This is a genomic window from Chlorogloeopsis sp. ULAP01, from assembly GCF_030381805.1.
Classification (GTDB): Bacteria; Cyanobacteriota; Cyanobacteriia; order Cyanobacteriales; family Nostocaceae; genus Chlorogloeopsis.
Genome location: NZ_JAUDRH010000006.1, coordinates 238,219 through 260,916 on the forward strand (window position 1 = coordinate 238,219; position 22,698 = coordinate 260,916).

General features: G+C 38.0%; 18 protein-coding genes. 12 read left to right on the top strand and 6 right to left on the bottom strand.

Annotated elements, in window-relative coordinates; translation table 11 throughout:
- The first annotated feature begins 68 nt into the window (after positions 1-68).
- The 9 genes from QUB80_RS13820 to QUB80_RS13860 all read left to right on the top strand — a co-directional run bounded on the left by QUB80_RS13820 (position 69) and on the right by QUB80_RS13860 (position 10,893).
- A complete protein-coding gene (locus QUB80_RS13820; RefSeq protein WP_289790080.1) occupies positions 69-1,079 on the top strand; it encodes a glycosyltransferase family 2 protein in 1,011 nt (336 codons plus the stop codon).
- Positions 1,080-1,128: 49 nt separating this feature from the next.
- Entirely contained in the window at positions 1,129-2,268 is a 1,140-nt protein-coding gene (locus QUB80_RS13825; RefSeq protein ID WP_289790081.1) for a glycosyltransferase, read from the top strand.
- 268 nt (positions 2,269-2,536) lie between these two features.
- Positions 2,537-3,742 (top strand): glycosyltransferase family 4 protein, encoded by a 1,206-nt coding sequence (locus QUB80_RS13830; RefSeq protein WP_289790082.1) that lies wholly within the window; start codon positions 2,537-2,539, stop codon positions 3,740-3,742.
- Positions 3,743-3,782: 40 nt separating this feature from the next.
- Positions 3,783-4,469, top strand: a complete 687-nt coding sequence (locus QUB80_RS13835) for a methyltransferase domain-containing protein (protein ID WP_289790083.1) — start codon at positions 3,783-3,785, stop codon at positions 4,467-4,469.
- A gap of 93 nt (positions 4,470-4,562) precedes the next feature.
- Complete coding sequence (locus tag QUB80_RS13840) at positions 4,563-5,717, top strand: glycosyltransferase (protein WP_289790084.1); 1,155 nt, start codon at positions 4,563-4,565, stop codon at positions 5,715-5,717.
- Positions 5,718-5,848: 131 nt separating this feature from the next.
- The gene (locus tag QUB80_RS13845) at positions 5,849-6,691 is read left to right on the top strand and encodes a glycosyltransferase family 2 protein (protein WP_289790085.1); all 843 of its coding nucleotides are present in this window, start codon (positions 5,849-5,851) and stop codon (positions 6,689-6,691) included.
- 348 nt (positions 6,692-7,039) lie between these two features.
- Entirely contained in the window at positions 7,040-7,738 is a 699-nt protein-coding gene (locus QUB80_RS13850) for a WecB/TagA/CpsF family glycosyltransferase (protein ID WP_289790086.1), read from the top strand.
- Positions 7,739-7,792: 54 nt separating this feature from the next.
- Positions 7,793-8,941, top strand: a complete 1,149-nt coding sequence (locus tag QUB80_RS13855; RefSeq protein ID WP_289790087.1) for an endo-1,4-beta-xylanase — start codon at positions 7,793-7,795, stop codon at positions 8,939-8,941.
- Positions 8,942-9,465: 524 nt separating this feature from the next.
- On the top strand, positions 9,466-10,893 hold the full coding sequence (locus QUB80_RS13860) for a sugar transferase (RefSeq protein ID WP_289790088.1): 1,428 nt from the start codon (positions 9,466-9,468) through the stop codon (positions 10,891-10,893).
- A 383-nt stretch (positions 10,894-11,276) separates the two neighbouring features.
- Here QUB80_RS13860 and QUB80_RS13865 read toward each other — a convergent pair whose 3' ends face one another.
- A complete protein-coding gene (locus QUB80_RS13865; protein ID WP_289790089.1) occupies positions 11,277-11,684 on the bottom strand; it encodes a hypothetical protein in 408 nt (135 codons plus the stop codon).
- Positions 11,685-12,190: 506 nt separating this feature from the next.
- A complete protein-coding gene (locus tag QUB80_RS13870; RefSeq protein WP_289790090.1) occupies positions 12,191-13,012 on the bottom strand; it encodes a fasciclin domain-containing protein in 822 nt (273 codons plus the stop codon).
- A 129-nt stretch (positions 13,013-13,141) separates the two neighbouring features.
- Between QUB80_RS13870 and QUB80_RS13875 the strand changes: the two genes are divergently transcribed.
- Both QUB80_RS13875 and QUB80_RS13880 read left to right on the top strand, forming a co-directional pair.
- A complete protein-coding gene (locus tag QUB80_RS13875) occupies positions 13,142-13,834 on the top strand; it encodes a PD-(D/E)XK nuclease family protein (protein WP_289790091.1) in 693 nt (230 codons plus the stop codon).
- 157 nt (positions 13,835-13,991) lie between these two features.
- Positions 13,992-14,756 carry a phosphatase PAP2 family protein gene (locus QUB80_RS13880; RefSeq protein ID WP_289790092.1) on the top strand — a complete coding sequence of 255 codons (765 nt, stop codon included), beginning with the start codon at positions 13,992-13,994 and terminating at the stop codon, positions 14,754-14,756.
- A 132-nt stretch (positions 14,757-14,888) separates the two neighbouring features.
- Here the strand turns inward: QUB80_RS13880 and QUB80_RS13885 are convergent, their stop codons facing one another.
- The 4 genes from QUB80_RS13885 to QUB80_RS13900 form a co-directional block, all read right to left on the bottom strand.
- On the bottom strand, positions 14,889-15,578 hold the full coding sequence (locus QUB80_RS13885; protein WP_289790275.1) for a general stress protein: 690 nt from the start codon (positions 15,576-15,578) through the stop codon (positions 14,889-14,891).
- Between the two features lie 691 nt (positions 15,579-16,269).
- The gene (locus tag QUB80_RS13890) at positions 16,270-16,614 is read right to left on the bottom strand and encodes a thioredoxin family protein (protein WP_289790093.1); all 345 of its coding nucleotides are present in this window, start codon (positions 16,612-16,614) and stop codon (positions 16,270-16,272) included.
- A gap of 501 nt (positions 16,615-17,115) precedes the next feature.
- Positions 17,116-18,168, bottom strand: a complete 1,053-nt coding sequence (locus QUB80_RS13895; protein ID WP_289790094.1) for an SDR family NAD(P)-dependent oxidoreductase — start codon at positions 18,166-18,168, stop codon at positions 17,116-17,118.
- A gap of 965 nt (positions 18,169-19,133) precedes the next feature.
- Positions 19,134-21,374, bottom strand: a complete 2,241-nt coding sequence (locus QUB80_RS13900) for a diguanylate cyclase (protein ID WP_289790095.1) — start codon at positions 21,372-21,374, stop codon at positions 19,134-19,136.
- Positions 21,375-21,659: 285 nt separating this feature from the next.
- Between QUB80_RS13900 and QUB80_RS13905 the strand changes: the two genes are divergently transcribed.
- Complete coding sequence (locus QUB80_RS13905) at positions 21,660-22,691, top strand: VOC family protein (RefSeq protein ID WP_289790096.1); 1,032 nt, start codon at positions 21,660-21,662, stop codon at positions 22,689-22,691.
- The last annotated feature ends 7 nt before the right edge of the window (positions 22,692-22,698 follow it).

Genomic DNA, 22,698 nt, shown 5'->3' on the forward strand with positions numbered 1-22,698 from the left:
TGAAATTTTTATGACATATCACTTGAGGATTTTAATTTCAATTTAGTTAATTTGAGGAAATGATAAAAATGCAAAATATTCAGTTAAATAAAAATAGTTTGTTAAAATCTGATCGCTCAACAGAACTTCCATCTATTTCCATTGTTGTACCCAACTACAATGGAGGTGCAACTATTGGAGCAACTCTACAAAGTCTAATCGAGCAAAATTATCCGAAACTCGAAATTATTGTCATTGATGGAGGTTCGACAGACAAAAGTATCGAGGTAATCAAGCAATTTGAGCCATATATTGCTTGCTGGGTGAGTGAAAAGGATAGTGGACAATCTAATGCTATTAATAAAGGTTTTGCTAAGTGCAATGGTGAGATAGTTAACTGGTTATGCAGCGATGATCTGCTCATACCAGGCGCTTTACATAAAGTTGGGAAAATATTTATAGATTCACCTGAAATTGATGTTCTTGTGGGTCGCTGCCACATGGAATTTATAACCGAGAATGTTAAGCAGCCACTAAAAGGAGTTAACTTTTGGATGGTTTTGTTTAATCAGTTCTTAAAGACAGGAGAGCGCTCAATTATTCAGGATGAAAGCAATAATCGAGTGTATGTTAAAGCTCCTACACTCAAACAAATTACCTTGATGCCTGCTCATAATCCAATCCCTCAACCGAGCTGCTTTTATCGACGCAGATTATTAGATAGAAATAAACCTATAGATGAAAGTTACAAGTATGCAATGGATTTCGAGCTATGGAATTATTTTCTATCTCGTGGAGTATGCTGGAAAGTTATCGACGAAGTTCTGAGTATCAATCCAATTAGCGGTGAAAACAAAACAAGTATCGCTGGTGTCGAAGCTACATATGAAATAGAAAGAATTTACAAAACCTATATTAAAGAATGGATTCCATTAACCTACTGGCACAGACATCTGCGTTACCCTCTAGAGCAATTTATCAAACTTCATCGCGGTGGTATTTGGCTATATATACTAGGGCCATTTTGGGTTGCAATCACATTGATTTTAGCTCCATTTTATGGATTGGAGAGAGTTTGGATTCTGAGGTGGACAAGGTAAACTCAAGTCAGAAAGTAAAAAAATTAATTAATAACAATAAAGGTAAGAAATGAAAAAAAACGTGAGAGAAGTTGGTATATACCGAAAACGATTTCCTCGTGTATCAGAGACATTTATAACAGAACCAGCTCTAAACTTATCTAAATACGACCCTATATTTATTGCGTGTACGCTTTTAAAAGAAGTAACCTTTCGTAATATTTCAATTAATCAAAGCGACTTTTTGAATATTAAACAATTAATTTATCTAATTACACGTTCTCCTCATCTATTTGGGCGTTCTGATTTATTCAAGAATTTAGACCTAATCCACGCTCATTTTGGCCCTGATGGAGTTTATGCAATGGCACTAGCTAAAAAGCTCAAAATACCTTTAATTGTTTCATTTTGGGGATATGATATTACAATTAACCGTAGCAAAATATGGAGCTATGGTGCTCCTTTGTACTATCAACTTATTTTGCATGAAAAAGAACTAAAAGAAAAAGCATCTGTATTTCTTGTTCTTTCTAACTTCTTGCGTAAAAAGCTGATTGAACAAGGATACCCTGAAAAAAAAATTATCTTATACAATCCTGGCATCAATATTAGAAAATTTTCACCTAGAACAGAAGAAACTGACGAACGTTTTATTCTCTGTGTAGGTAGGCATACAGAAAAGAAAGGAATTGATACACTTTTGCGAGCTTTTGCAAGGATTTGCAAAAAGCATCCAAATGTCTCACTTATCCAGGTAGGTGCAGGCGATTTGACAGCAGAACTTTATGCATTAAGTCAGAAACTTGGTATTTCTCAATACGTACGTTTTTTGGGAGCTAAACCTCACGATGAAGTACAAAAACTGATGCGGAATGCAGAAATATTCGCCTTACCTAGTCAGATGGCAGAAAATGGGGATTGTGAAGGTATGCCTTTTGCTATTCTGGAAGCTTGCGCTAGTGGTATTCCTGTTGTTTCTACATGGCATAGTGGTATTCCTGAAGCAGTTTTAGATGGTGAGACAGGATTTTTGGTGTCAGAGAAAGATGATGTTGCATTGGCTGAGAAGCTTGATATTTTGTTATCTGACCGTGCTTTAGGTAAGCAAATGGGACTACGGGGGCGAGAGTATGTTTGTGAGTTTTTTGATATTCATAAGCAAACTGTCAAATTGGAAGCTATTTATGATTCTGTGCTAGGAATAAAATAAAATCTTTACAGAAGTTTGTAATCTTTTGATTGATTGGTAGCTCACAGCAGAAAAAATAGGGATTATTAAATTTAAAAAATAGCTTCATATTCAGGGATTTCTTGACTATTAAATATACCATTAAGCAAGAATCAACATAGCTGAATTATTCTTTAATACTCCCATCCATAATTTTTGATTTGAACCTAATTTTCTATCACTCACGAGTACACTTACAAAAATTTACCCTGACACTTCATTTATCTGCAAAACACTGTAAAAAATAATAATGAACGCTCATAGTAAGTTAGATAAAATCCTCATCATTGTCGAAAATCTTCCCATTCCTTTTGACCGACGAGTATGGATGGAAGCTACTACTCTACAAAAAGCAGGATACCAAGTCTCTACTATATCTCCGAAAGGAAACGGCTTTGAAAAGGATTATGAAGAAATCGAAGGAATTCATATCTATCGCCATCCTCTTCCCACGGAAGAAAGTTCTGTTACTGGCTATCTTCGAGAATATGGCTGGGCTGTTTATTGGCAGTTTCGTCTAGCACAAAGAGTCTGGCAAGAACAGGGCTTTGATGTGATTCATATTTGCAATCCTCCAGACTTACTCTTCTTGGTAGCAGGATGGTACAAAATTTTCCATGGCATAAAAGTCATCTTCGATCACCACGATCTCAGTCCGGAAATGTATATAGCTAAATACAATCGCCGAGATGTTTTCTATTATGGTTTACGTTTGGCTGAACGTTTGACTTATGCCACAGCAGATTTAGCGATCGCAACGAACGAGTCACACCGAAAGATAGCTTTGACTAGGGGAGGTAAGAACCCAAAGCAAGTTTTTGTAGTTAGAAGTGCGCCTGACCTTTCACGCTTTCATTTCATATCTCCAAATCCCAGCTACCGCAAAGGTAAAAAATACTTGGTTGGTTACATGGGAGTGATGGGAGAACCAGAGGGAATTGACTATCTGCTGAGAATGGTACGTTATCTAGTCACAGAAAAGAAACGCAAAGATATTCACTTCATGCTGATTGGGAATGGCCCTGCTGCTGAAAAGCTTAAAGCTCTATCTAAGAAGTTAGAAGTGACTGAGTTTGTGGAGTTTACAGGATTTAAAACAGGTAAGGAACTTTTAGAACGGTTATCTAGCTGTGACGTTTGTGTAGAACCATCTCCAAAATCTGCTTACAACGAAAACTGTACCATGAACAAAATCCTAGAGTACATGGCACTAGGAAAACCTATTGTTCAGTTTGATCTGCGAGAGGGAAGACGTTCGGCAGAAGGAGCATCTTTGTATGCCAGACCTAATGATGAGATAGAGTTTGCCCATAAAATCATCGAACTTCTTGATTCTCCTCAACTTCGAGAAAAAATGGGAGCTGAAGGACGACACAGGATGGAAGACATTCTTGAATGGCGACATCAAGCCCCTAAATTACTGGAGGCTTATGCTGAAGTTTTGCAATTTTTGTAGGCTCTAGTAAGGAAGATTTTTGACTAATTAGGTAATTTAATTGAGGTTAAAACAATATATGCTCAGTCAAGTGATAGAAAAAATTTACGACAACCGTAGATCTGATTCATTAGCAAGTGATTTAAGAAGAAAGCGTTTTGCTTTGTTCAGCTCGCTAATTAAATCAACAAGAACTCCCTTGAAAATTCTCGATGTTGGAGGTAGACCTAGTTTTTGGGAAAATACAGGTCTTTTCAATCAAGAGGGTTTAGAGCTAGAAATTACCCTACTCAACATAGAGCAAATCAATCATCCAAAGTTTAAATGTGTTGTGGGTGATGCCAGAAATATGTATCAGTTTAAAGATTTAGAATTTGACATAGTTTTTTCTAATTCTGTTATTGAGCATGTGGGAGACTATAACGACCAACTTCAGATGGCTAATGAAGTCAAGAGAGTAGGAAAAAAATACTTTATTCAAACACCAAATCTCTATTTTCCTATTGAACCTCATTTTGTTTTTCCGTTCTTTCAGTTTCTTCCCATTGCAGTAAGAGTTTGGTTATTAACTCACTTTAATTTAGGATGGAGGGAAAAGACACCTGATAGGCAACAAGCTCTAAGTTCAGTGACTTCAATTAAATTGTTGAGTAAGCAAAAATTGATGAATCTCTTCCCCAAAGGTAAGCTTTACGAAGAAAAATTTGGGTACCTTACTAAGTCTTTTATAGTTTACGGTGGTTGGTAGAAATAATGTTATCAATTCTCAAAATTTTTATTCAACTACAGCTAAATATAATTTGTTTTAGTTTTAAAAATTGATATATTAATTACTTAAACTATGAAAATTCTATTTTTAACAACTATTCTTCTTAGTAAAAACTGTAATGGTGGTGAAGTTGCTTCACAGTGTTTTATTGATGCCCTCAAGAAACTTGGTCATCAGGTTACAGTTGTTGGTTATCTTCGCAAAGGTGATAGATTTGAACATAATTCCAAGGAAACATTCATAGTTGATGAGCGACATACAGAAACAAAAAAGTCAAAGTTTTATGCTTTGCTGTGGTTGGCTTTGAGCTTTTGGAAAGGTTTGCCATATTCATCAGCTAAATATTATTCTCATGTATACATTAATATACTTAATAAACTTCTCTTCAGTGAAAAGTATGACAGCATAATTATTGAACACGCTCAGATTGGTTGGATTGAAGCTTATATCCAAGAGAAAAGCCAAATAATTTTTATTAGTCAGAATGTTGAACATGAGATGTATGAGGAACAATTTAAAAGAGTTAAGAATTTGATAGCAAAATTGCTTTACAAGCGAGAAGCTAGATTAATGAAATTGCAAGAAGCAAGATTATCCAATTTATCTCAGCAAGTTTGGACTTTAACAGACCATGATAATAAATCTTTTTCTCGCCTTGCTAATGTAAATATAATTAGAACGTTTGGGATAGCACCTAGTTTTAAAAATTTACAAGAAAAAATAGTTAAGAAGCACTTTGATATTGGTATTTTAGGTAGTTGGACATGGAAGCCAAATATAGAGGGACTGAAATGGTTTATTGAAAATGTTTATCCTTATTTACCAGTTGAACTTTCAATTCATGTAGCTGGTAAAGATGCTGATTGGCTCAATGGTAAATATCCAAATATTTATTATTGTGGAGTTGTACCTGATGCTCAAGAATTCATGGCTCAAGCAAAGGTGGTTGCTATTCCGACATTAAGTGGAGGTGGCATACAAATCAAAACTTTGGATGCGATCGCTTCTGGTTCTTTGATAGTAGCAACTCCAGTTGCCTTGCGAGGAATTACTCACCCACCATCAACGGTTAGAGTTGCTGAAACACCACAGGAGTTTGCTAATCTAATAGTTTCAGTGGTGACTTCAACATTCACGTCAACTACTTTCGATGACGCTAAAAATTGGTATCGTAGCAGACATGAACAATTTCTCAATGATCTAGCTAGTGCAGTTTCAAGTCCGTAGGGAAAATAAAAAACGGTCAGATGTTCTGCCCACCGAACTTCAGAAGTTCCCTCCGGGATGTTGCATTAACACACCATGCCATTTAGAGTTTATTTAGTTGAGTTATTGAAGAATAATTTAATAATAAAGAGATGAAAATATCCATTATTACTCCGGTATATAATGCAGTTAGTTCAATTGAAAAAACAATACTAAGTGTTATTAAACAAGAAATAACGTCAGAATTAGAATACATCATTATTGATGGCGGCTCTAATGATGGAACTTTAGAGGTAATTCATCGTTATGCAGATAAAATCGGTATTTTAATTTCGGAAAAAGATAATGGTATTTATGATGCTATGAATAAAGGTATATCTCGTGCTACCGGAGATATTATTGGTATTATCAATGCTGATGACTGGTATAATGACAAAGCTTTACAAGTTATAGAAAATCTTTTTTTAAAAGAGTCAAAAGTTGATATTATTTATTCTTCTCTGCACAACTATTTCAATGGACAATATTTAAATACGTTTATTCCAGGAGATTTAGATAATTTATTATTTAAATTTACTTTAAATCATCCCGGCTGTTTTGTGAAAAAAACAGTTTATGAAAAAATAGGATTATTTGATTTAAACTACTTGATAGCAGCTGATTATGATTTTATCTTTCGAGCTTATATATATGGGTTTTGTTTCCATTATGTTGAAACACCTCTAGCTTCTTATTCACTCAACGGTTTTACCGGACAATCTTGGAATAAATTTATGGAAATTAGTGAAAGTTGGAGAGTAGCCTCTAGCTTTGCTAAAAAAACATCAAAGGATTTAGTTAGTAAACGGCAACGATTTTACTTAGTTTGGATTGCAAAAGAATTATTGACCTTCGTACCTAAACAATTTATTAAGCCATCAATAGCCAGATGTATAAAAGATAAATTTAGAAAAGCAATTGGAAATTTACCATCAGATCAGTATGGCGTATGGTAAATATTTATTAGAAAATACTGAGTAAGTCAACATCAATAAACTAAAAATTTAGATCCCCAACTTCTCTAAGAAGTCGGGGATCTAATAGAACGTATTTTACGTTTAATTTAGTTATTATAATTAACAATACCTAAAACTAAGGCATAAATAGAAGTCACTCATGGAATAGTCTATAGTAGTGACTAATTAAAAAATTATGAGTTTAATAAGCAGTAAACAAGAATTTGACGAAATTATATTATTAGGTATTAGATTCCATAAGTTAAAAGTCTACCAACTTATAGATTATATTATTAAGTCGGCAAAACTTAAAAAAAAACTGTTGTGGGAAATGTGAATATTCGAGCTATGAATTTTGCATATGATTTACCTTGGTATAGAAAATTTTTGAATGAATCAGATTTAGTATTTTGTGATGGTTTTGGTGTTTTATGGGGAGCAAAACTTTGTGGATATTGTCTTAAATCCGAATATCGGATGACTTGTCCAGATTATATAGAAACTTTGGCACTAGCTTGCGAAAGAGAAAATGTATCCTTATTTCTTCTTGCAGGCAAGCCAGGTACAGTAGACAAAGCGATCGCAAAACTCAAAGCGATCGCACCAAATTTAAAAGTTAAAGGGCATCACGGTTATTTTGAAAAACTCGGTGAAGAAAATGAAGCCATTATTAGTGAAATTAATAAATTTCGACCAGATATTTTGTATGTTGGTTTTGGTATGCCATTGCAAGAACGTTGGATACTTGACAATTTAACTCGAATAAATGCAAAAGTTTTTTTACCTTTAGGAGCCTGTCTTGATTATTATACTGATGCTGTATGCAGAGGGCCGCGTTGGATGACTGATCGCGGTTTTGAGTGGTTAACTAGATTAGTTATGGAACCTCAACGTTTATGGCAGCGCTATCTCCTTGGTAACCCGTTGTTTTTCTACCGTGTCTTTCGAGCATTGATAGCAAATTCTTCAAGAACTTTAGAATTTACCTACGAGTCACGGAAGAATAAAATCACAGAGGCACAGAGCGCACGGGGTAATAAGAGTTAGAGAGGTATTTTAAGTAAGTTCATGCAGTTTTGCTGAGTAAAGTGCCGATTTAAAATGTTTAATCACCAATCAATAGCTAGGCGGCATGCTATCAAACTGGGTTTGGCTGGTTTGCTAGGCATGACGACTGTGACAACAACAGAAGCAATCAATCGAGGAAAGCAAACTCCAGTACGTTCTCATCCAAAAAGAGACTTTACATTGGTTGGGCAAGCTTCTTTAAAACAGCGTGCCGCAGCTAAGGGGTTAATTTTTGGAGCTGCAACTGAGCAACGCATACTACTATCAAACACCCAATTCGCAAATACTTTTGCTAAAGATTGTGGAATGTTGGTGGCAGAAAATGATTTGAAGTGGTTTACTATTCGTTCCAATCCCCATACCTTTGACTTTACCAAAGGTGATTGGTTAGCAAAGTTTGCTCGCACTCACGGTATGTTATTTCGAGGAACTCCTTTAGTTTGGGAGTTGGGATTGCCTAGATGGTTTAAGAGAAAGGTTAACCATAAAAATGCAGAGCGATTCTTAGTAGAACATATTACGAAAGTTGCCAAGCATTACGCCGGAATTGTTCATTCATGGGATGTTGTCAATGAAGCGATCGCTGTTTCACGTAGCAAGCGTTCTGATGGTTTAAGCCGCTCACCTTGGTTGGAATTTCTTGGTGAGGGCTATATTGAGCTTGCTTTTCGCACGGCGGCAAAAGCAGATCCAAAGGCGATGCTTGTTTATAACGATCGCTGGCTCGACTATGACACTCCTGTTGGCAATGCTCAAAGAGCAGCTGTATTAAAGTTGCTAGAACGTTTAAAGTCCAAAAAAACTCCTGTACATGCTCTTGGGATTCAAGCCCATTTAAAAGCGAGGGAAACTCGCTTCAATGCTGAGAAAATGAGAGGCTTTCTCAAAGATGTTGCTAGCCTTGGCTTAAAAATTCTCATTACCGAGTTAGATGTGCAGGATGAAGGATTACCTGCTGATAGTATGGTACGCGATCGCATTATTGCTGCCGCTTATGAAGACTATCTTTCAGTAGTATTAGATGAAAAAGCAGTAATTGCAGTCTTAACTTGGGGATTAAGCGATCGCTATACCTGGCTTTCAAGAACTAGTAGACGTCCTTTGTTATATGACTCATATTTTCAACGTAAGTTGGCATGGAATGCTATTGCGAGAGCTTTTGAGCAAGCTCCTAAACGCTAAATCTAAGTAAATTAAGTAGATGGACATAATTAAATATAAAATGGCAAGTTCTAGAAAGCAGGTGAAAAAGCCTTTTACCTACCAACGGATACGCCGTACCTACGCTCTTGCGCGTTCGCCGTCAGGCGTTGCGTTAGCTAGCGACTTCTGTAGACGGGCTTTGCCCGGCTTCCCGTCGGGTAAGTAGCTGCTCCGCATCTACCGCGTCTACTGCCCTCTGCCATCTACCTTCTACTTATTATTTGAGTAAGTCATAGGAAATTACTTTATAAATAAATTTATTTCTATATCTTTCATTTTAGTTGTATCAGTCCAGTAGGGTGGGTTAGCGATAGCGTAACCCACCTTTCTTCGAGAGTTAATGATGCGTTACGGACTATCGTCATAACGCACCCTACAACTTGAAGTTTTTTTTTTAATTGGAAGTTCTTGACTCATAGAGAATTATTTGTCATGAAGTTTAGCAAATGTTCACTTTTATCTCGTGTGAATGAATCTACATAAATATCAGGAGCATCTAAATTATGACTGTTAAATCTATGCCCGTTGTCAGCTTAAAACCTGACTTAAGATCCGCTCAAGGTACAAGAGTACAAAAAGGAATAATTATCAGGTTCCTCAGGATAATCTCACTGATATTCTTAGATATTACTTGTCTTATTTTAGCATGGGATCTAGCAATCATATATGGCGAAGAATCAGATTATCCTTGGGTAGGAAAAAAATCATTATTAGCACTAACTATTGCTTTACAGATAGGAATAATTGCTATCAAAGGTTTATATAAGGGAGGAATTAATCGTCGTAATTATTCAAGTTTATTCAAAGCAATATCTACATCGCAAATCTTTCTATTAATCATTGCTTTCCTTTACGAATCAAATAGCTATATTTCTCGTTCAAGTTTTATAATTTTCTGGATATTATCTGTCATATTTCTATGTTTTCAGCGCTATATATTTGACGTTGTTACTAAACATTTACGTAGAAAAGGAGTAATGCGCCATTCTGTATTTTTGATTACCGATCCAGCAGAAAAAGAGAATCACATTAAAATCATAGAACAGGAAAATTGCTACACTGTACAAGGAATTGCCGATTCTAGTTGTTTGGATTTACGTAACCGAGATAAAACTTTTGAATATCTTCGTCGACAGGGAATTGTAGAGGCTTTTGTTTCTTGGAGTGCAATCAAAAATCGTCTGTATTTATGCTGGCATTTCTACACAGCTGGTATTACCTTGCGTATACTGCCAATAAAAAGTGAAAATTACCATCCAAAATCCACATTTTGGGTAATTGGTGGAGTTCCCTGTATGACAATTTCAGCACCATTTATTATTGGTACTGACTTTTTGGTAAAACGGTGTTTTGACCTTTTTTGTTCTATTATTTTGCTATTGCTATTGTCTCCCATTTATTTATTGATTGCTCTATTAATTAAGTTTGATTCTTCTGGCCCAATCTTCTTTAGACAAGAAAGAATTGGTTTACACGGTCGAAAGTTTAAAATTTGGAAATTTCGTACTATGGTTGCAAATGCAGAGAAATTACAAGCTTCCTTAGAAGCAAAAAATGAGATTAAAGATGGTGTTTTATTTAAAATGAAAGATGACCCTCGTGTCACTCGAATTGGCAAAATTTTACGTCTTTATAGTTTGGATGAATTACCACAATTATTTAATGTTTTTTTGGGAGAAATGAGTCTTGTCGGCCCACGTCCCCTCCCTCGCAGAGATGTAGAAAAGTTTACAACTCATCACTTTGTCAGACAAGAAGTTCTTCCGGGTATCACTGGATTATGGCAAGTTTCGGGACGCTCTAATATTGATAATTTTGAGGATGCTGTCAAACTAGATATTACTTACATTGAAAATTGGTCATTGTGGCTTGACCTAACAATCTTACTTAAAACTGTGAGGGTTGTTTTGCAAAAAACAGGTGCATACTAAAAATATAGATTCCCGACTTCTCTAAAAGGATGTCGCATATGCCCTATTGTTACTTTTTTCAAGGAGACTCTAATTCTATTTTCCCCCCTAAAAAAGGGGGGTTAGGGGGGATCTCATAGTTTAGCTATTATCTTGATTAAAACTGTTGTTCTTCTTCATAAAAGAAAAGTTCTGCTAGAAGTGCTAAACCAATAATCCAAAGAAAGCACAAAAATAACCAAAGTATTCCTATCATAGCGCTTACCTCTAACAAAATCTTGAGTTGACTTTGCGCGATCGCTTCAGAAAAACTTGTTAAATACAATAGCAATAACGGCAGCTAGTTCTATAGCCAATAGCACGCTTCATCTCAAAAAGAGATTAGCTCTGTTAATGTACTCCAATTATTCGTTGATACCCAGTTGCACTTGCAATCCGTCATTGCCATTAATAGATTGAGCAGGTTGAAGGATAATGGGTGAAGTATTAGTCGGTAATAGTGGCTCATCAACTCTTTGCACTCTAACTTTGTTGCTGATTTGCCATATACCTAAGTAAGGATCTACTACATTTTCTCTATTTTCTCTAATGTTAGTACCAGCTTGATTTACGAAATTGCTTTCTTTGATAAAAAAATTCGCAAAGTCTTCGTTGGCTGTCCTATTATTGATTCCCATTAGGGACTCACCAGATAAAGTATATTGTTGTCTTGGATTGGAGATTGGAACTGAGGGTGACTGAGCTTGAACCCTGCTACTTAAGCCAGCGATAACTGTCACGATAACCAGTGCAGCAACAGATTTGGCGTTCATTTTGATTATCCAAACTCTATATATACTTATAATGTAGCTATATTTACTATTGTTAAACTTTCAACTTCTTTTTAGCTTATTCTAATACACTCTTCTCTAAAAAAAGTCTTTTAATATACGTATCTTAATTAAGTATTGATTCTCTGACCAAAAATAATTATCTGTTATGGATGCAATTTCCACTGCCCAGACGCGACATATCTATCGTGTCTCTATATCTGGATTCATACCGCGATTCAGTCATACCCTTATTCATTATTTATTTGTCATTTAGATAACGAAAGAGAAAGGACAATTAACCAATGATGTTCATAAGGTAGACCAAGTTGTAGTTAGAAAAGAACTGCCATACTGAGCAATAAAGATTGCACTTAAGCATCTTAATAAAAATTTATGGCTATATCCAAATTCACTTTTGGCTATTAGCCAAACTGCTCAGAATGACATGATTAGTCTCGTACACGAGAAAATATCTTTTCAAGCTGCCCAGAGTTTGATTAAGGTACTTAATTCTGCGGTGCTTCTGGAGTGGTTTGTTCAGGTACAGCTGGGGTAGTCTGAGTATCTGGAGTGGTTTGTTCAGGTACAGCTGGGGTAGTCTGAGTATCTGGAGTGGTTTGCCCAGGTACAGTTGGGGTAGTCTGAGTATCTGGAGTGGTTTGCCCAGGTGCTGTTTGGGATGGCTGCTGTTCTAGTCGAGAGGCGATCGTTTGGCGCAACTCTGATGGAAGTAGTACACGATTGATTGCATGGATGACTCCGTTGCTAGCCTCGATATTGGGTTCAACGACGCTAGCGTCATTTATAATCACTCGTTGAGGAGTAACACGAACAGCTAAACCACCACCAAGGGTTTTCACTGTTCCAGTTTTTAGCTGGTTGGAAGTTACTTCACGGGGTACAACATGATAGGTGAGGACTTGACGTAACAGATCCTTATTTTCTGGTTGAAGGAGAAATTCCACCGCACCAGCAGGCAAGGAAGCATTGAAGGCTTGATCTGTGGGTGCAAAAAGGGTGTATTCTCCACTGGAGAGCTTTTCTGCTAATCCAGCCTCTTGTACTGCTTGTGTTAGGGTGCTAAAGGAACCGCTTGATTGTGCAACTTCTACCAAATTACCTGTAGTAGCAGCACCAGGAGATGGTGTCGCTTCTGGAGTTGGGGTAGTAGCTGGTGTTGTTGCGGGTTCTGTAGGAGATTCTGTTGTATTTTCGGGTGTTTGGTTAGACTGAGCCATGATTGGAGTGCCAACCAAAGCACTCACACCAATCATGCCAGCAATCACAGCCACTTTTTTAGTTAATCTATTAAGGTAGTTAATGTTCATGACAAAATGTTTGCGAGCAATTTTGAATTATTTTTTAGCCTATTGAAGTTTTGTAAATATTCCCTCTTGTCTAAGATATAGATATTTAGACATACAAAAAGTTTTTGTCTCACCAAGATTATCTAGCCAATGCAATTTGATACTCATTTACTACCCAGAAACTGTGGTAAATCATTACGGGAGCATAGTCAACAATATTACATAGATGATACAGGGAATCGCTTTCCTAGCGTTACCACAATACTTAACGCCACCAAATCACAAGTAGATCGTGAGAGATTATCAAATTGGAAAGCGCGTATTGGCACAGAAGAAGCGACTCGTATTTCCACAACTGCTAGTCGTAGGGGAACACAAACTCACAAACAAATTGAACGCTACTTACTTGGTGAAAATCCTGTTTGTTCTGAGGCGAGTCGTCCTTATTGGGAAAGTATCAAACCTATTTTAGAAAAAATGGATGCAGTCAGACTGGTTGAGGGTTCTGTTTTTCACTATGATTTGAGGTATTCAGGAAAAGTTGATTGTGTTGCTAGCTATAAAGGTATTCCCTGTATATGCGAGTGGAAAACAGCAGATCAACCTAAAGGTACGGTAGAGCGTTTATATGAATATCCATTACAGTTAACTGCCTACTTGGGCGCAGTGAATGAATACTATCGAGATTATAGTATTGATTTGAATCATGCTTTATTGGTGATAGCAATACCAGACACAAAAGCGGAGATATTTTGGTTTGAACCAGAAGCTATAAATTTATTTTGGCAAAAGTGGGAACAGAGAGTAACCGAGTATTGGAATAGACGCTATTGGAGTTGGTAATGGAAAATCAAAATTTCCAATTCTGTAGGCGATCGCTGTGATTAAGCATGAAGCTCTATCTCAAGGTAAACTAACGCAACGATGAAAAGAGTGTAATTTAATTTTGTATATTTTAAGAGTATTTGTCTGAAAAACAGTCTGGGGAAAGCTTTGACAGATGTTTAAATTCGATTTTCAAGAGTTTTTCTTGTCATTCTTCCAGTTTCTCAAAAAACTACTCCTTGCTCACTGGGGTTCTCTTGTGCTGTTATTAATTGGAGTATATTTACCTTTGCAAATCTTTGGACTACTTGCATTAGATCTCCGGGAAAATGAAGGCGGCTTTCCTTTTGATTTACCCATTTTGGTAACTATTCATACATCAGCCCAACCATATCTTGATGCGATCGCGCTCAGACTAACTAAGCTGGGATCGGTTTGGACTGCATCGCCCATTGTAGCGACAATTGGACTAATTTTATTATTCTTGAAACGATGGCGATCACTTATTTATTTACTCACTACTACAATTGGCAGTGCGATCATCAACTACACTGCGAAAGTCATTATGCATAGAGTTCGTCCTCAACTTTGGCTCTCACCAGCCCCAGAGTTTGATTATTCATTTCCGAGTGGTCATGCCATGACAAGTATGACGTTAGTGGCTGTTTTGGTAATTTTAATTTGGGGAAGTGTATGGAGTTGGATCGCAATAATTTTGGGAGGCATATTTGTGGTAGTTATTGCTTGGACACGATTATACTTAGGAGTTCACTTTCCTAGCGATATTATTGCTGGCTGGCTGGTTTCAATTGCTTGGGCAATAGGTGTGAGTTTGATTATTAAGCCTAATTTGACTAAGGTAATTCCCATTCCAGAAATTGCACCTGTGGAAGAAACTTCGCTTCTTCCTGAAGAAACACAGCTAGTAGGCGAAGATTAAAATTGCCCCTTCCCTGTATTCGGGAAAGGGCTTATTTAGGAATTGTGAGAATCAAACAGAATTTAGAGGCTAATAGCTAGCTGTTTTCATCCTACCTAAAGCGCGATCGCTATTTTTATGAAAAATTTAATCCTAAAGAGTTTGATCCCGCTTATCAATGCGCTTATCAACAACTTCGACTACATTGGGATCTGTAGTAGTAGTGGTTGTAGTTCTCTCTTGATACCTCTGTGTAGTGCGATCAACACCTGAAGTATTACTAGGTATATTACCAGAGACATCGTAAACAGCCCAATTACGAATACCTTGATTACTTAAAACAGATGCAGCACGCTGAATTTCACTGTCGGTGCCATCTACGATTACCAAGTATTCCCCTTGAGATACCCGCTCACTGTAACCTCTAGCTTCTTCTTCTGGAATACCTAAACCAGTCAATGCTCCTACCAATCCACCTGCTGCTGCACCAATACCTGCTCCAGCCAAAGTGGTTGCGATCGTTCCGGCTGCGAGAAAAGGGCCTACTCCTGGGATAATTAAGGCTTCTAAACCTACGAGTAAACCACCAACACCACCTAAAACAGTGCCTGTAACCGCACCAACTCCAGCACCTTCCTGAGCCTCGGTGTCACCGCGATCACTGAGATCGGATCTATCTGTGACATTAGCCCCACCAATTTGCTCGTTGCGATCTGCGTCTTTTGCCAATACAGAAACCCGATCCATGGGGAAACCCGAATCTCTAAGTCTATTTAGCGCATCTTCGGCTGCTTGGCGGTTGGAGAATGTACCAACTGCCCGCTTATATCCTTGAATTGCCATTTTTCCCTCCTGGATAAACAACAAATATGTTTGCACATATGTAACTCTAGTTTCTCTATTGGCATCTAGGTATTCATCAGCCCATAGGTTTAGCTGTTTATCCACCATAAGAGAGGAAAACTCTGTTGTGAATCTTCAAAATACACCACAAAACTGCCTATACAATACGGCTGTTTGATATCTTGCATCCTTCTTGATCACTGGCTTGGGCATTACCCACTTTGTCATACTATTTCACGAAAAGGCTGATATGGATCTACCCCACCGCCTACGGCACCTCCCCTTATTAAGGGGAGGTTGGGAGGGGTTGAATACGAATCACTCAAAAAGTGAAATGGTATCAGTTGTTTGAAAATTAGTTGGCTATGAGTTTTGGCAGGTATTGATTCCCCCTTGCCTCTCTTCAAAATGGCGAACTAGAATCAAAGCCCTATTTATTTAAGGGGAATGTAGGGGATCTAAGTAAAACGACTTGAAAAAACCAAACTATGTGAAGTAATGTGAAAATATTGGCAGCCATTTCGTAAGATGGACTTTAGTCCTTCCTACGGGAAGTCACTTTTAAGAGCGTCTACACTGCAAACCTTTAATTATTTACCTTGTTCTACTTAAAACTTTTCGCTACCCACAAGAGAACTTTCAAAACATTCTCTTACAAAAATCGCAATCAACAGCTAGTGCAAGAAGTGAGTTACTCAACTTTTGAGAGCAGATTTTGCAACTTTTGCACTAAACGTTCGGCTGGCATTAAATTCTCGCTTCGCTCTTCTTCAATTCGTCCTATAAGTTGACCATTTTTAAATAGTAACATTGTTGGTAAAGGATGAACTTGGAAGCGAGAAGCCAACTCAGAATCTTTTTCACTATCAATTCTAATAATCTCAAGTTGTTGTTTCAGTTGAGTATTTACTTGCTTCAAAATTGCATCCATAAGGTGAGAAGGGCCACACCAAGGAGCATTAAAAACTACTAATAATGGTAGCTCCGAGCTAGATAATAACTCTTCAAAGTTTTGAAAACGGTTTTTGACTAACATAAAGACTCCTATTAAATATTAATTAGTTGCTGGTGGCGGCATTATCGCTATGGTTAACTAATTTAAAATTCAAATCTAAGCTAATACTTTTTCTATACTTTGTTGCTAAATAAAATTATTCTGCTCACCTCTAAGCTTCAAGAACAGACAAGTAATCTTAAATCTAAATTAATTAATTTTTAATCCCAGTATATCTAAGGTAACAAATTATGATTTCCTACTGATAAATTAAGTATAACGCTTTCTCTATAGCGGGATAAAGTTTATATCTCACCTGAAAATAGGGTGCTTAGGCATTTAGATTCGGGAAGAGAAGTTTTTACCATTAAAATGTTAAATCTCAGAGAAATTTTTGTTCGTAGTTAGCGATATTATCACTGTGCATAAGACTTTTAAGCGGCTCAAGCCCTGACTACGAACTTTTTAGGTTGAGTCTTTCTACTTAGTCAATATTTAGTGGATGCGATCGCACTTCATCTTGCAGCCAAAAGTGAAGCCTGCCTATGTCATCTCTGACTTTTCTTCAAAAAACTGATTATTTTGTTGTGCTGCTTTGTCACCTAAGGTTGTTAAAACAGATGGTGAGACTGAAGATGTACTGTCTTTTCCTTGAGCATGATCGCTGCCAATACCACCCACCTCTGGCAAAAATCTGTTTACCCAACTGAGAATTATAGAGGTAAGTCCGGGAAATAGAGCGTGAAACTTAACACCAATCTGTGCTGGAATTGATAGCACAACTTCTGCATCTCCTCGTTTGATAGCTGAGATAATCTGATTTGCGGCACTTTCAGCACTCATAGAAAGTAAGGGCAGGGAATCACTAATGCTAAACCAGGCATATTCTTGACGGTTGTTGCCTTTAAAGTAAGCATTATATGCACTGCCTGTACGCATCAAGCCAGGACAAACAGTAGTGACAACAATCCCATCTTTTGCTAATTCTGCTCGCATTCCTTCCGACAGTCCTACTAAAGCAAACTTACTGGCACTGTAGGGTAATAGATGCGGTACACTCACCTTCCCGCCAATCGAAGAAATATTAACTATATGTCCTTCGCCGCGTTGACGCATTTGCGGCAAAACGGCAAAAGTTGTGTATAGCGGCGCCCAAAAATGAGTTTTAATAGCTTCTTCATAGTCATCAAGAGTCATCTCTGCGATCGGCCCTACCTGGATAATACCTGCATTATTAATCAGTACATCAATTTCACCAAAGCGATCGCGTACTATCCGGATCGTTTGCTTAACTTCAAATTCATCAGTCACATCGCAAGGTACAGCTAGTACTTCTCCACCACGCTGTTCCAAATCCATACGTGCTTTTTGCAATTCTTTTGCATCACGCGCACAAATCGCTAACCTTGCTCCTTGCTTTACCAACAGGCGTGCCATGACTAAACCTAGTCCCCGTGAGCCACCTGTAATTAGCACTGTTTTGCCGTTAAAACTATATTGCTGTTCACGCCACCATCGCCCAATTGCTTGGATACCCAAAAATATAGCTGTAGCAATGACAGCTAGAACAAGTGGATTTTGATATTTAATATCCATAGTTGCATCTCCTTTGATTAGTGATAAGGAACTAAAAACAGGAAGCATATGTCTGTGGTGCCTCAGTTCTACCCTTTGTCTATATTGATGACAAGGAAAGAAGTAGTGATTGAAAAGCTCTGTCAAATCTAAATTGGTAGCATAGCTATGGGCTTATATACCTTCGCCAAAGCTTTCAAAGCATGGGTAGTGATCGCGTTATTAGTATCCGAACTGGGCATGAATGTCTGATTCAAAACAGACACAAGCTATTCAATTTTGGATATGAGGTTGGGTAATTCTTGTGTATGAATATCTATCTCAAACATCAAGAAACCACAATCTAAAATTAGCAGCCAACTAAGATTAATCAAGGTTTATTAATAATGTTGACGATATTTAGGCTTAAGTTTTTACTATAGTTGGGGTCTCTAGCACAATGGTTTATACATAATTTCTTCAGTGTCTAAAAATTAGTTATGATATAAAGCTATGTTAAAAATTTAAAAGTCTTTTCTCCTCTTTCTATGGTGGTGTTACTTTAATTACTTCCCTATCAAAAGGTTGAAACCATTCATACCACGAATGGTAAGAACCCCAACTTCTTTAAAAAGTCAGGGTTCTGATTTATCGATTTTTACAAATCAAGTATTGTAGTGACTTTATTCACAATCAAGCGATCGCTGTGAAATGTCGTACATAATTCATTTTCATAGCTAAAAATTTTTGAATCTCAAATTGGTATAAGTTAGTCAACACAAATAAACTAAAAACACAGATCCTCGACTTCTCACCAGAAGTCGAGGATCTTAACAAGGCAAATTTTACGTTTCATTTCTCGTTACCAGGTTGAGCCTAGTAACGAGGATTAATCTTTATTTCTTCTGTCTGTTTGCAGTCGCGACAACGGGGGAACCCCACGCCAGTTGCTCTGTGCCTCCAGCAAAGCCGCCTTATTTTCAAGATATGCATTACCAAAGCACTGGCTATTGTGTCACTCGTTTAGCAGTTACAGGAGTTAGTAAGCCATTCGTTTCTCCTAAATGGGATTGAGCAACAACAACGCGATCGCGCCCAGCTTTTTTTGCAAGGTATAGTGCGGCGTCAGCAGCCTCTATCACTGCTGCACCAGTCGAGCCATGAGCTGGGAACATTGCTACTCCCACTGACAATGTGATGTTGCCAAGTTTCTGACGTTGATGATGAACATCTAGATGCTTAACACATTGCCGTATGCGCTCGGCTCTTTCTTGACAAACTTCTAAGCCAGCTTCCGGCAGAATCAACAATAATTCTTCTCCCCCATAGCGACAGGCAATATCAGCTTTACGAATATGTTTTCTTAAAAATATACCGAGTTCTCGCAACACGATATCACCCGCCTCATGACCGTAGGTATCATTGAAGCGTTTAAAGTGGTCTACGTCAATCATGATAATCCCTACAGATTGTTGATTGCGCTCGGCTCGGCTGACTTCTCGTTCTAAAGATTCTTCTAGATAGCGGCGATTGAATAAACTAGTTAGCGGATCGCGGATACTTTGCTGTTGTAAAGCTTCATTTAGTCTTAAGTTTGCCAATGCGAGGGCAATGCGTTCGGCAACGGCAGAGGCTAGCCTTTGTTTGGTAATTGTCAATTGTTCTTTATCTTGGGAATGCAAGTGCAGCATTCCTAAGGCTTCTCCTTGTGCCATCATCGGTACGCAAAGAGCTTCTCCTTTTTCCTCAATATGGCTACACTGCAAACCATGAGCATCAGCTACTGTAAAATGCGATCGCCCACGTCGTAATGCCCAGCATTGTTTAGGAGAAAAGACTGTCTTAAAACCAGCACTGGCATCACCCCAGGTTGTCACAGCTTCAACCAAGTGTTTTGATGCACTGATAATAAATACTCCACCAGATGTATTGGGAAACAGGGGTTGGACTAATTGAGCTATTACATTATATGCTTCTTCAACTGTTAAGCACGCTTGCAGAATATCGCTCATCTCACTCAGTAAGGCAATTTCACGATTGCGCTGTTCTAGTTCTTGTACCCAACCAGTTAGCTGCTGATTTGCTTGCTGTAAAGCGGCTTCTGCTTGCTTACGTTCTGTAATATTGCGGTTGACTCCAATCGTTGCACTAGGCTGGCCATGTTCATTGTACAAGGGTACAACTACTGTTTCGCATACACCTTCTGTTCCATCTTTGCGAATAAAGTTAATTTCCCCACTCCACCGACCATTATTAAGCAACTCATCTAATATTTGCTGGGTTAATACAGTAGCTTGTTGCGGTTTGTGCAAAATTCCTAATTTTTTACCCAATACCTCTGCTTTGCTATAGTAAAACATTTTTTCTGCGGCTTTGTTCCAGTCTAGGATTTGACCTAATAAATCCGTTACAATCACACCGTCAGAGATATTTTCAAAAATACAAGCTTGTTGTTGTAGGGTTGTTTCTACTTCTTTACGCTCGGTAATATCTTGAATTTGCGCGATCCAGTACAAGGGTTGACCGTGAACATTGCGTACTAGCGATATACTTAATAATATCCAGACAATATGTCCAAACTTGTGTATGTAGCGCTTCTCTATGTGGTAACAACGAATCTCACCATTGAGCAGTTGGGATATATAGCTAAGGTCTATATCTCGGTCGTCTGGATGGGTGATTTCTTCACAGGTTATAGATCGCAATTCTTGTTCTGAATAACCGACAATCTCGCACAAAGACTGGTTCACTTGCAACCATTTGCCATCTAATCCCACCAATGCCATGCCAATTGCAGCATAGTCAAAGGCATTATGGAAGCGTTCTTTACTTTCGCGTAATGCTTCTTCTGTAAAATGGCGTTCGGCAATTTCTATTTCTAGTTGTTGATTGGCTTTTTTCAGTTCTGTAAGATTAGGAGTTGTGAGAATTTGAGGAAGCGATCGCATCAGTAATACAGCCGTACCCAACGAGCCAAAAGCTGTGATGGCTTTAATAGTTCCCAATAACCAAGAAACTGGATGCCACAGCGTCCAAATTTCTACTATATGGAATGTTCCAGCAGCTATAATCCATACCGTAATTAACCGGAATATCCAGTTTAAGGGAAAATCCTGCCACTTACGAACAAAATAAACCAACACTATGGGAATTAAATAATAGGCGAGAGCGATCGCAGAGTCGGATAGAATATTTAACCACACCAATTCTGGCTGACATTGATAGCAATGTCCGTATTGCTGATACACCGAACGCACCTTTGTTTAGCTAGTAAGTGAAAACACGTAAATAATTATCTATTTCCTTGGATAGATGTGTAAATTTTATACCTGGTGTATCTACATAAACGAAATTTTAACTTTTTCTTTAGGCAGAATGTAGTACTTGCAACTTCAGAAACTAAAGGTTGGTGCTGATTTAGCGGATTGGGGATTGGGTATCGGGTATCGGAGATTGGGAGTCCCCTGTCACCTGTCCCCTGTCCCTTGTAACCTATAACCTATATACCCTATTCCCCGTATATTTAATAAACCATGAATCAGGGACAAAAAACGGCAATAGCAGGCATATATGAAGTGTGTATTGGCGTACCAGAGCCGCTTTATGCAATTCAATATTGGGAGCAATTTGGCTATCGCCTTGGTCAAGAGGGAGAATTACCACCAGCTACAGCCAGACAATTATATGGTGTAGACTCATCTTTACGCTCAATTCGCCTTTACCACCAAGATGCGGATCATGGTTTGATCAGACTGATGATTTGGCAAAATCCCACCAATCAGGGATTAGGCATGGAGTCAATGAAGGTGAGGGGAAATCGCTGGGCAACGACATTAACAACTGATATTTTAAATGTCCTCAACCATGTAGAAGAAGCAAAAGTTGCTGGTTGGGCGATCGCATATACTCATCCCCACTGGGAAATTATCTACAACAAGGAGAGAAAAAATCGTCCGTTTGTTGATCCCACAGTAGGGGTGCGAGAAATGCTGTTATTGCAACCACTGACGCGACAAGTTTTATTTCAAAGGTTTGGCTATACACTTGCCGATTATGGAAAGATTAATAGCAATTCTCTGCTCAAGACAAGCCAGTTTACCCATATGGGGATGGTAATTCAAGATGACAGCAAAGAAACACTGAAATTTTATGACGAAGTTATGGGTTTGTTGCGGGTGCGTGATGATGTAGAGACTAGCTACGAATCATCGCTTGCAGGGCGAGAAATTTTTGGACTTCAACCTGGTGAAAAATTTTTTGTCACTGCCTTTGACGATCCGCGTTCCTCCACAACCGATTTGATGGCGGCACGGAGTGGCAGACTTTATATTATTCGCTTTCCTAGTTCTATGAGTATAGAATCGCGATTTGAAGCAGCTAAACCAGGTAGTTTGGGAATGTGTTTGTACACCTACCGAGTGCAGCAACTTGAGCAATTTTGCGATCGCATCAAAGCCAGTGGAGTGCAAAAGTTTACAAATATCGTGGAGAATGAGTTTGGAGAACCGAGTTTCTCTTTTGTCGCACCTGATGGGTACTTCTGGACTTTAATTGGACAGTATTGATATAACT

Excerpts from the sequence above, each read along its gene's own strand:
- QUB80_RS13895 (WP_289790094.1), bottom strand. The coding sequence starts at position 18,168 with ATGGATATTAAATATCAAAATCCACTTGTTCTAGCTGTCATTGCTACA.
- QUB80_RS13890 (WP_289790093.1), bottom strand. The coding sequence starts at position 16,614 with ATGTTAGTCAAAAACCGTTTTCAAAACTTTGAAGAGTTATTATCTAGC.
- QUB80_RS13840 (WP_289790084.1), top strand. The coding sequence starts at position 4,563 with ATGAAAATTCTATTTTTAACAACTATTCTTCTTAGTAAAAACTGTAAT.
- QUB80_RS13845 (WP_289790085.1), top strand. The coding sequence starts at position 5,849 with ATGAAAATATCCATTATTACTCCGGTATATAATGCAGTTAGTTCAATT.
- QUB80_RS13850 (WP_289790086.1), top strand. The coding sequence starts at position 7,040 with ATGAATTTTGCATATGATTTACCTTGGTATAGAAAATTTTTGAATGAA.
- QUB80_RS13870 (WP_289790090.1), bottom strand. The coding sequence starts at position 13,012 with ATGAACATTAACTACCTTAATAGATTAACTAAAAAAGTGGCTGTGATT.
- QUB80_RS13830 (WP_289790082.1), top strand. The coding sequence starts at position 2,537 with ATGAACGCTCATAGTAAGTTAGATAAAATCCTCATCATTGTCGAAAAT.
- QUB80_RS13855 (WP_289790087.1), top strand. The coding sequence starts at position 7,793 with ATGTTTAATCACCAATCAATAGCTAGGCGGCATGCTATCAAACTGGGT.
- QUB80_RS13860 (WP_289790088.1), top strand. The coding sequence starts at position 9,466 with ATGACTGTTAAATCTATGCCCGTTGTCAGCTTAAAACCTGACTTAAGA.
- QUB80_RS13880 (WP_289790092.1), top strand. The coding sequence starts at position 13,992 with ATGTTTAAATTCGATTTTCAAGAGTTTTTCTTGTCATTCTTCCAGTTT.
- QUB80_RS13905 (WP_289790096.1), top strand. The coding sequence starts at position 21,660 with ATGAATCAGGGACAAAAAACGGCAATAGCAGGCATATATGAAGTGTGT.
- QUB80_RS13865 (WP_289790089.1), bottom strand. The coding sequence starts at position 11,684 with ATGAACGCCAAATCTGTTGCTGCACTGGTTATCGTGACAGTTATCGCT.
- QUB80_RS13825 (WP_289790081.1), top strand. The coding sequence starts at position 1,129 with ATGAAAAAAAACGTGAGAGAAGTTGGTATATACCGAAAACGATTTCCT.
- QUB80_RS13885 (WP_289790275.1), bottom strand. The coding sequence starts at position 15,578 with ATGGCAATTCAAGGATATAAGCGGGCAGTTGGTACATTCTCCAACCGC.
- QUB80_RS13875 (WP_289790091.1), top strand. The coding sequence starts at position 13,142 with ATGCAATTTGATACTCATTTACTACCCAGAAACTGTGGTAAATCATTA.
- QUB80_RS13820 (WP_289790080.1), top strand. The coding sequence starts at position 69 with ATGCAAAATATTCAGTTAAATAAAAATAGTTTGTTAAAATCTGATCGC.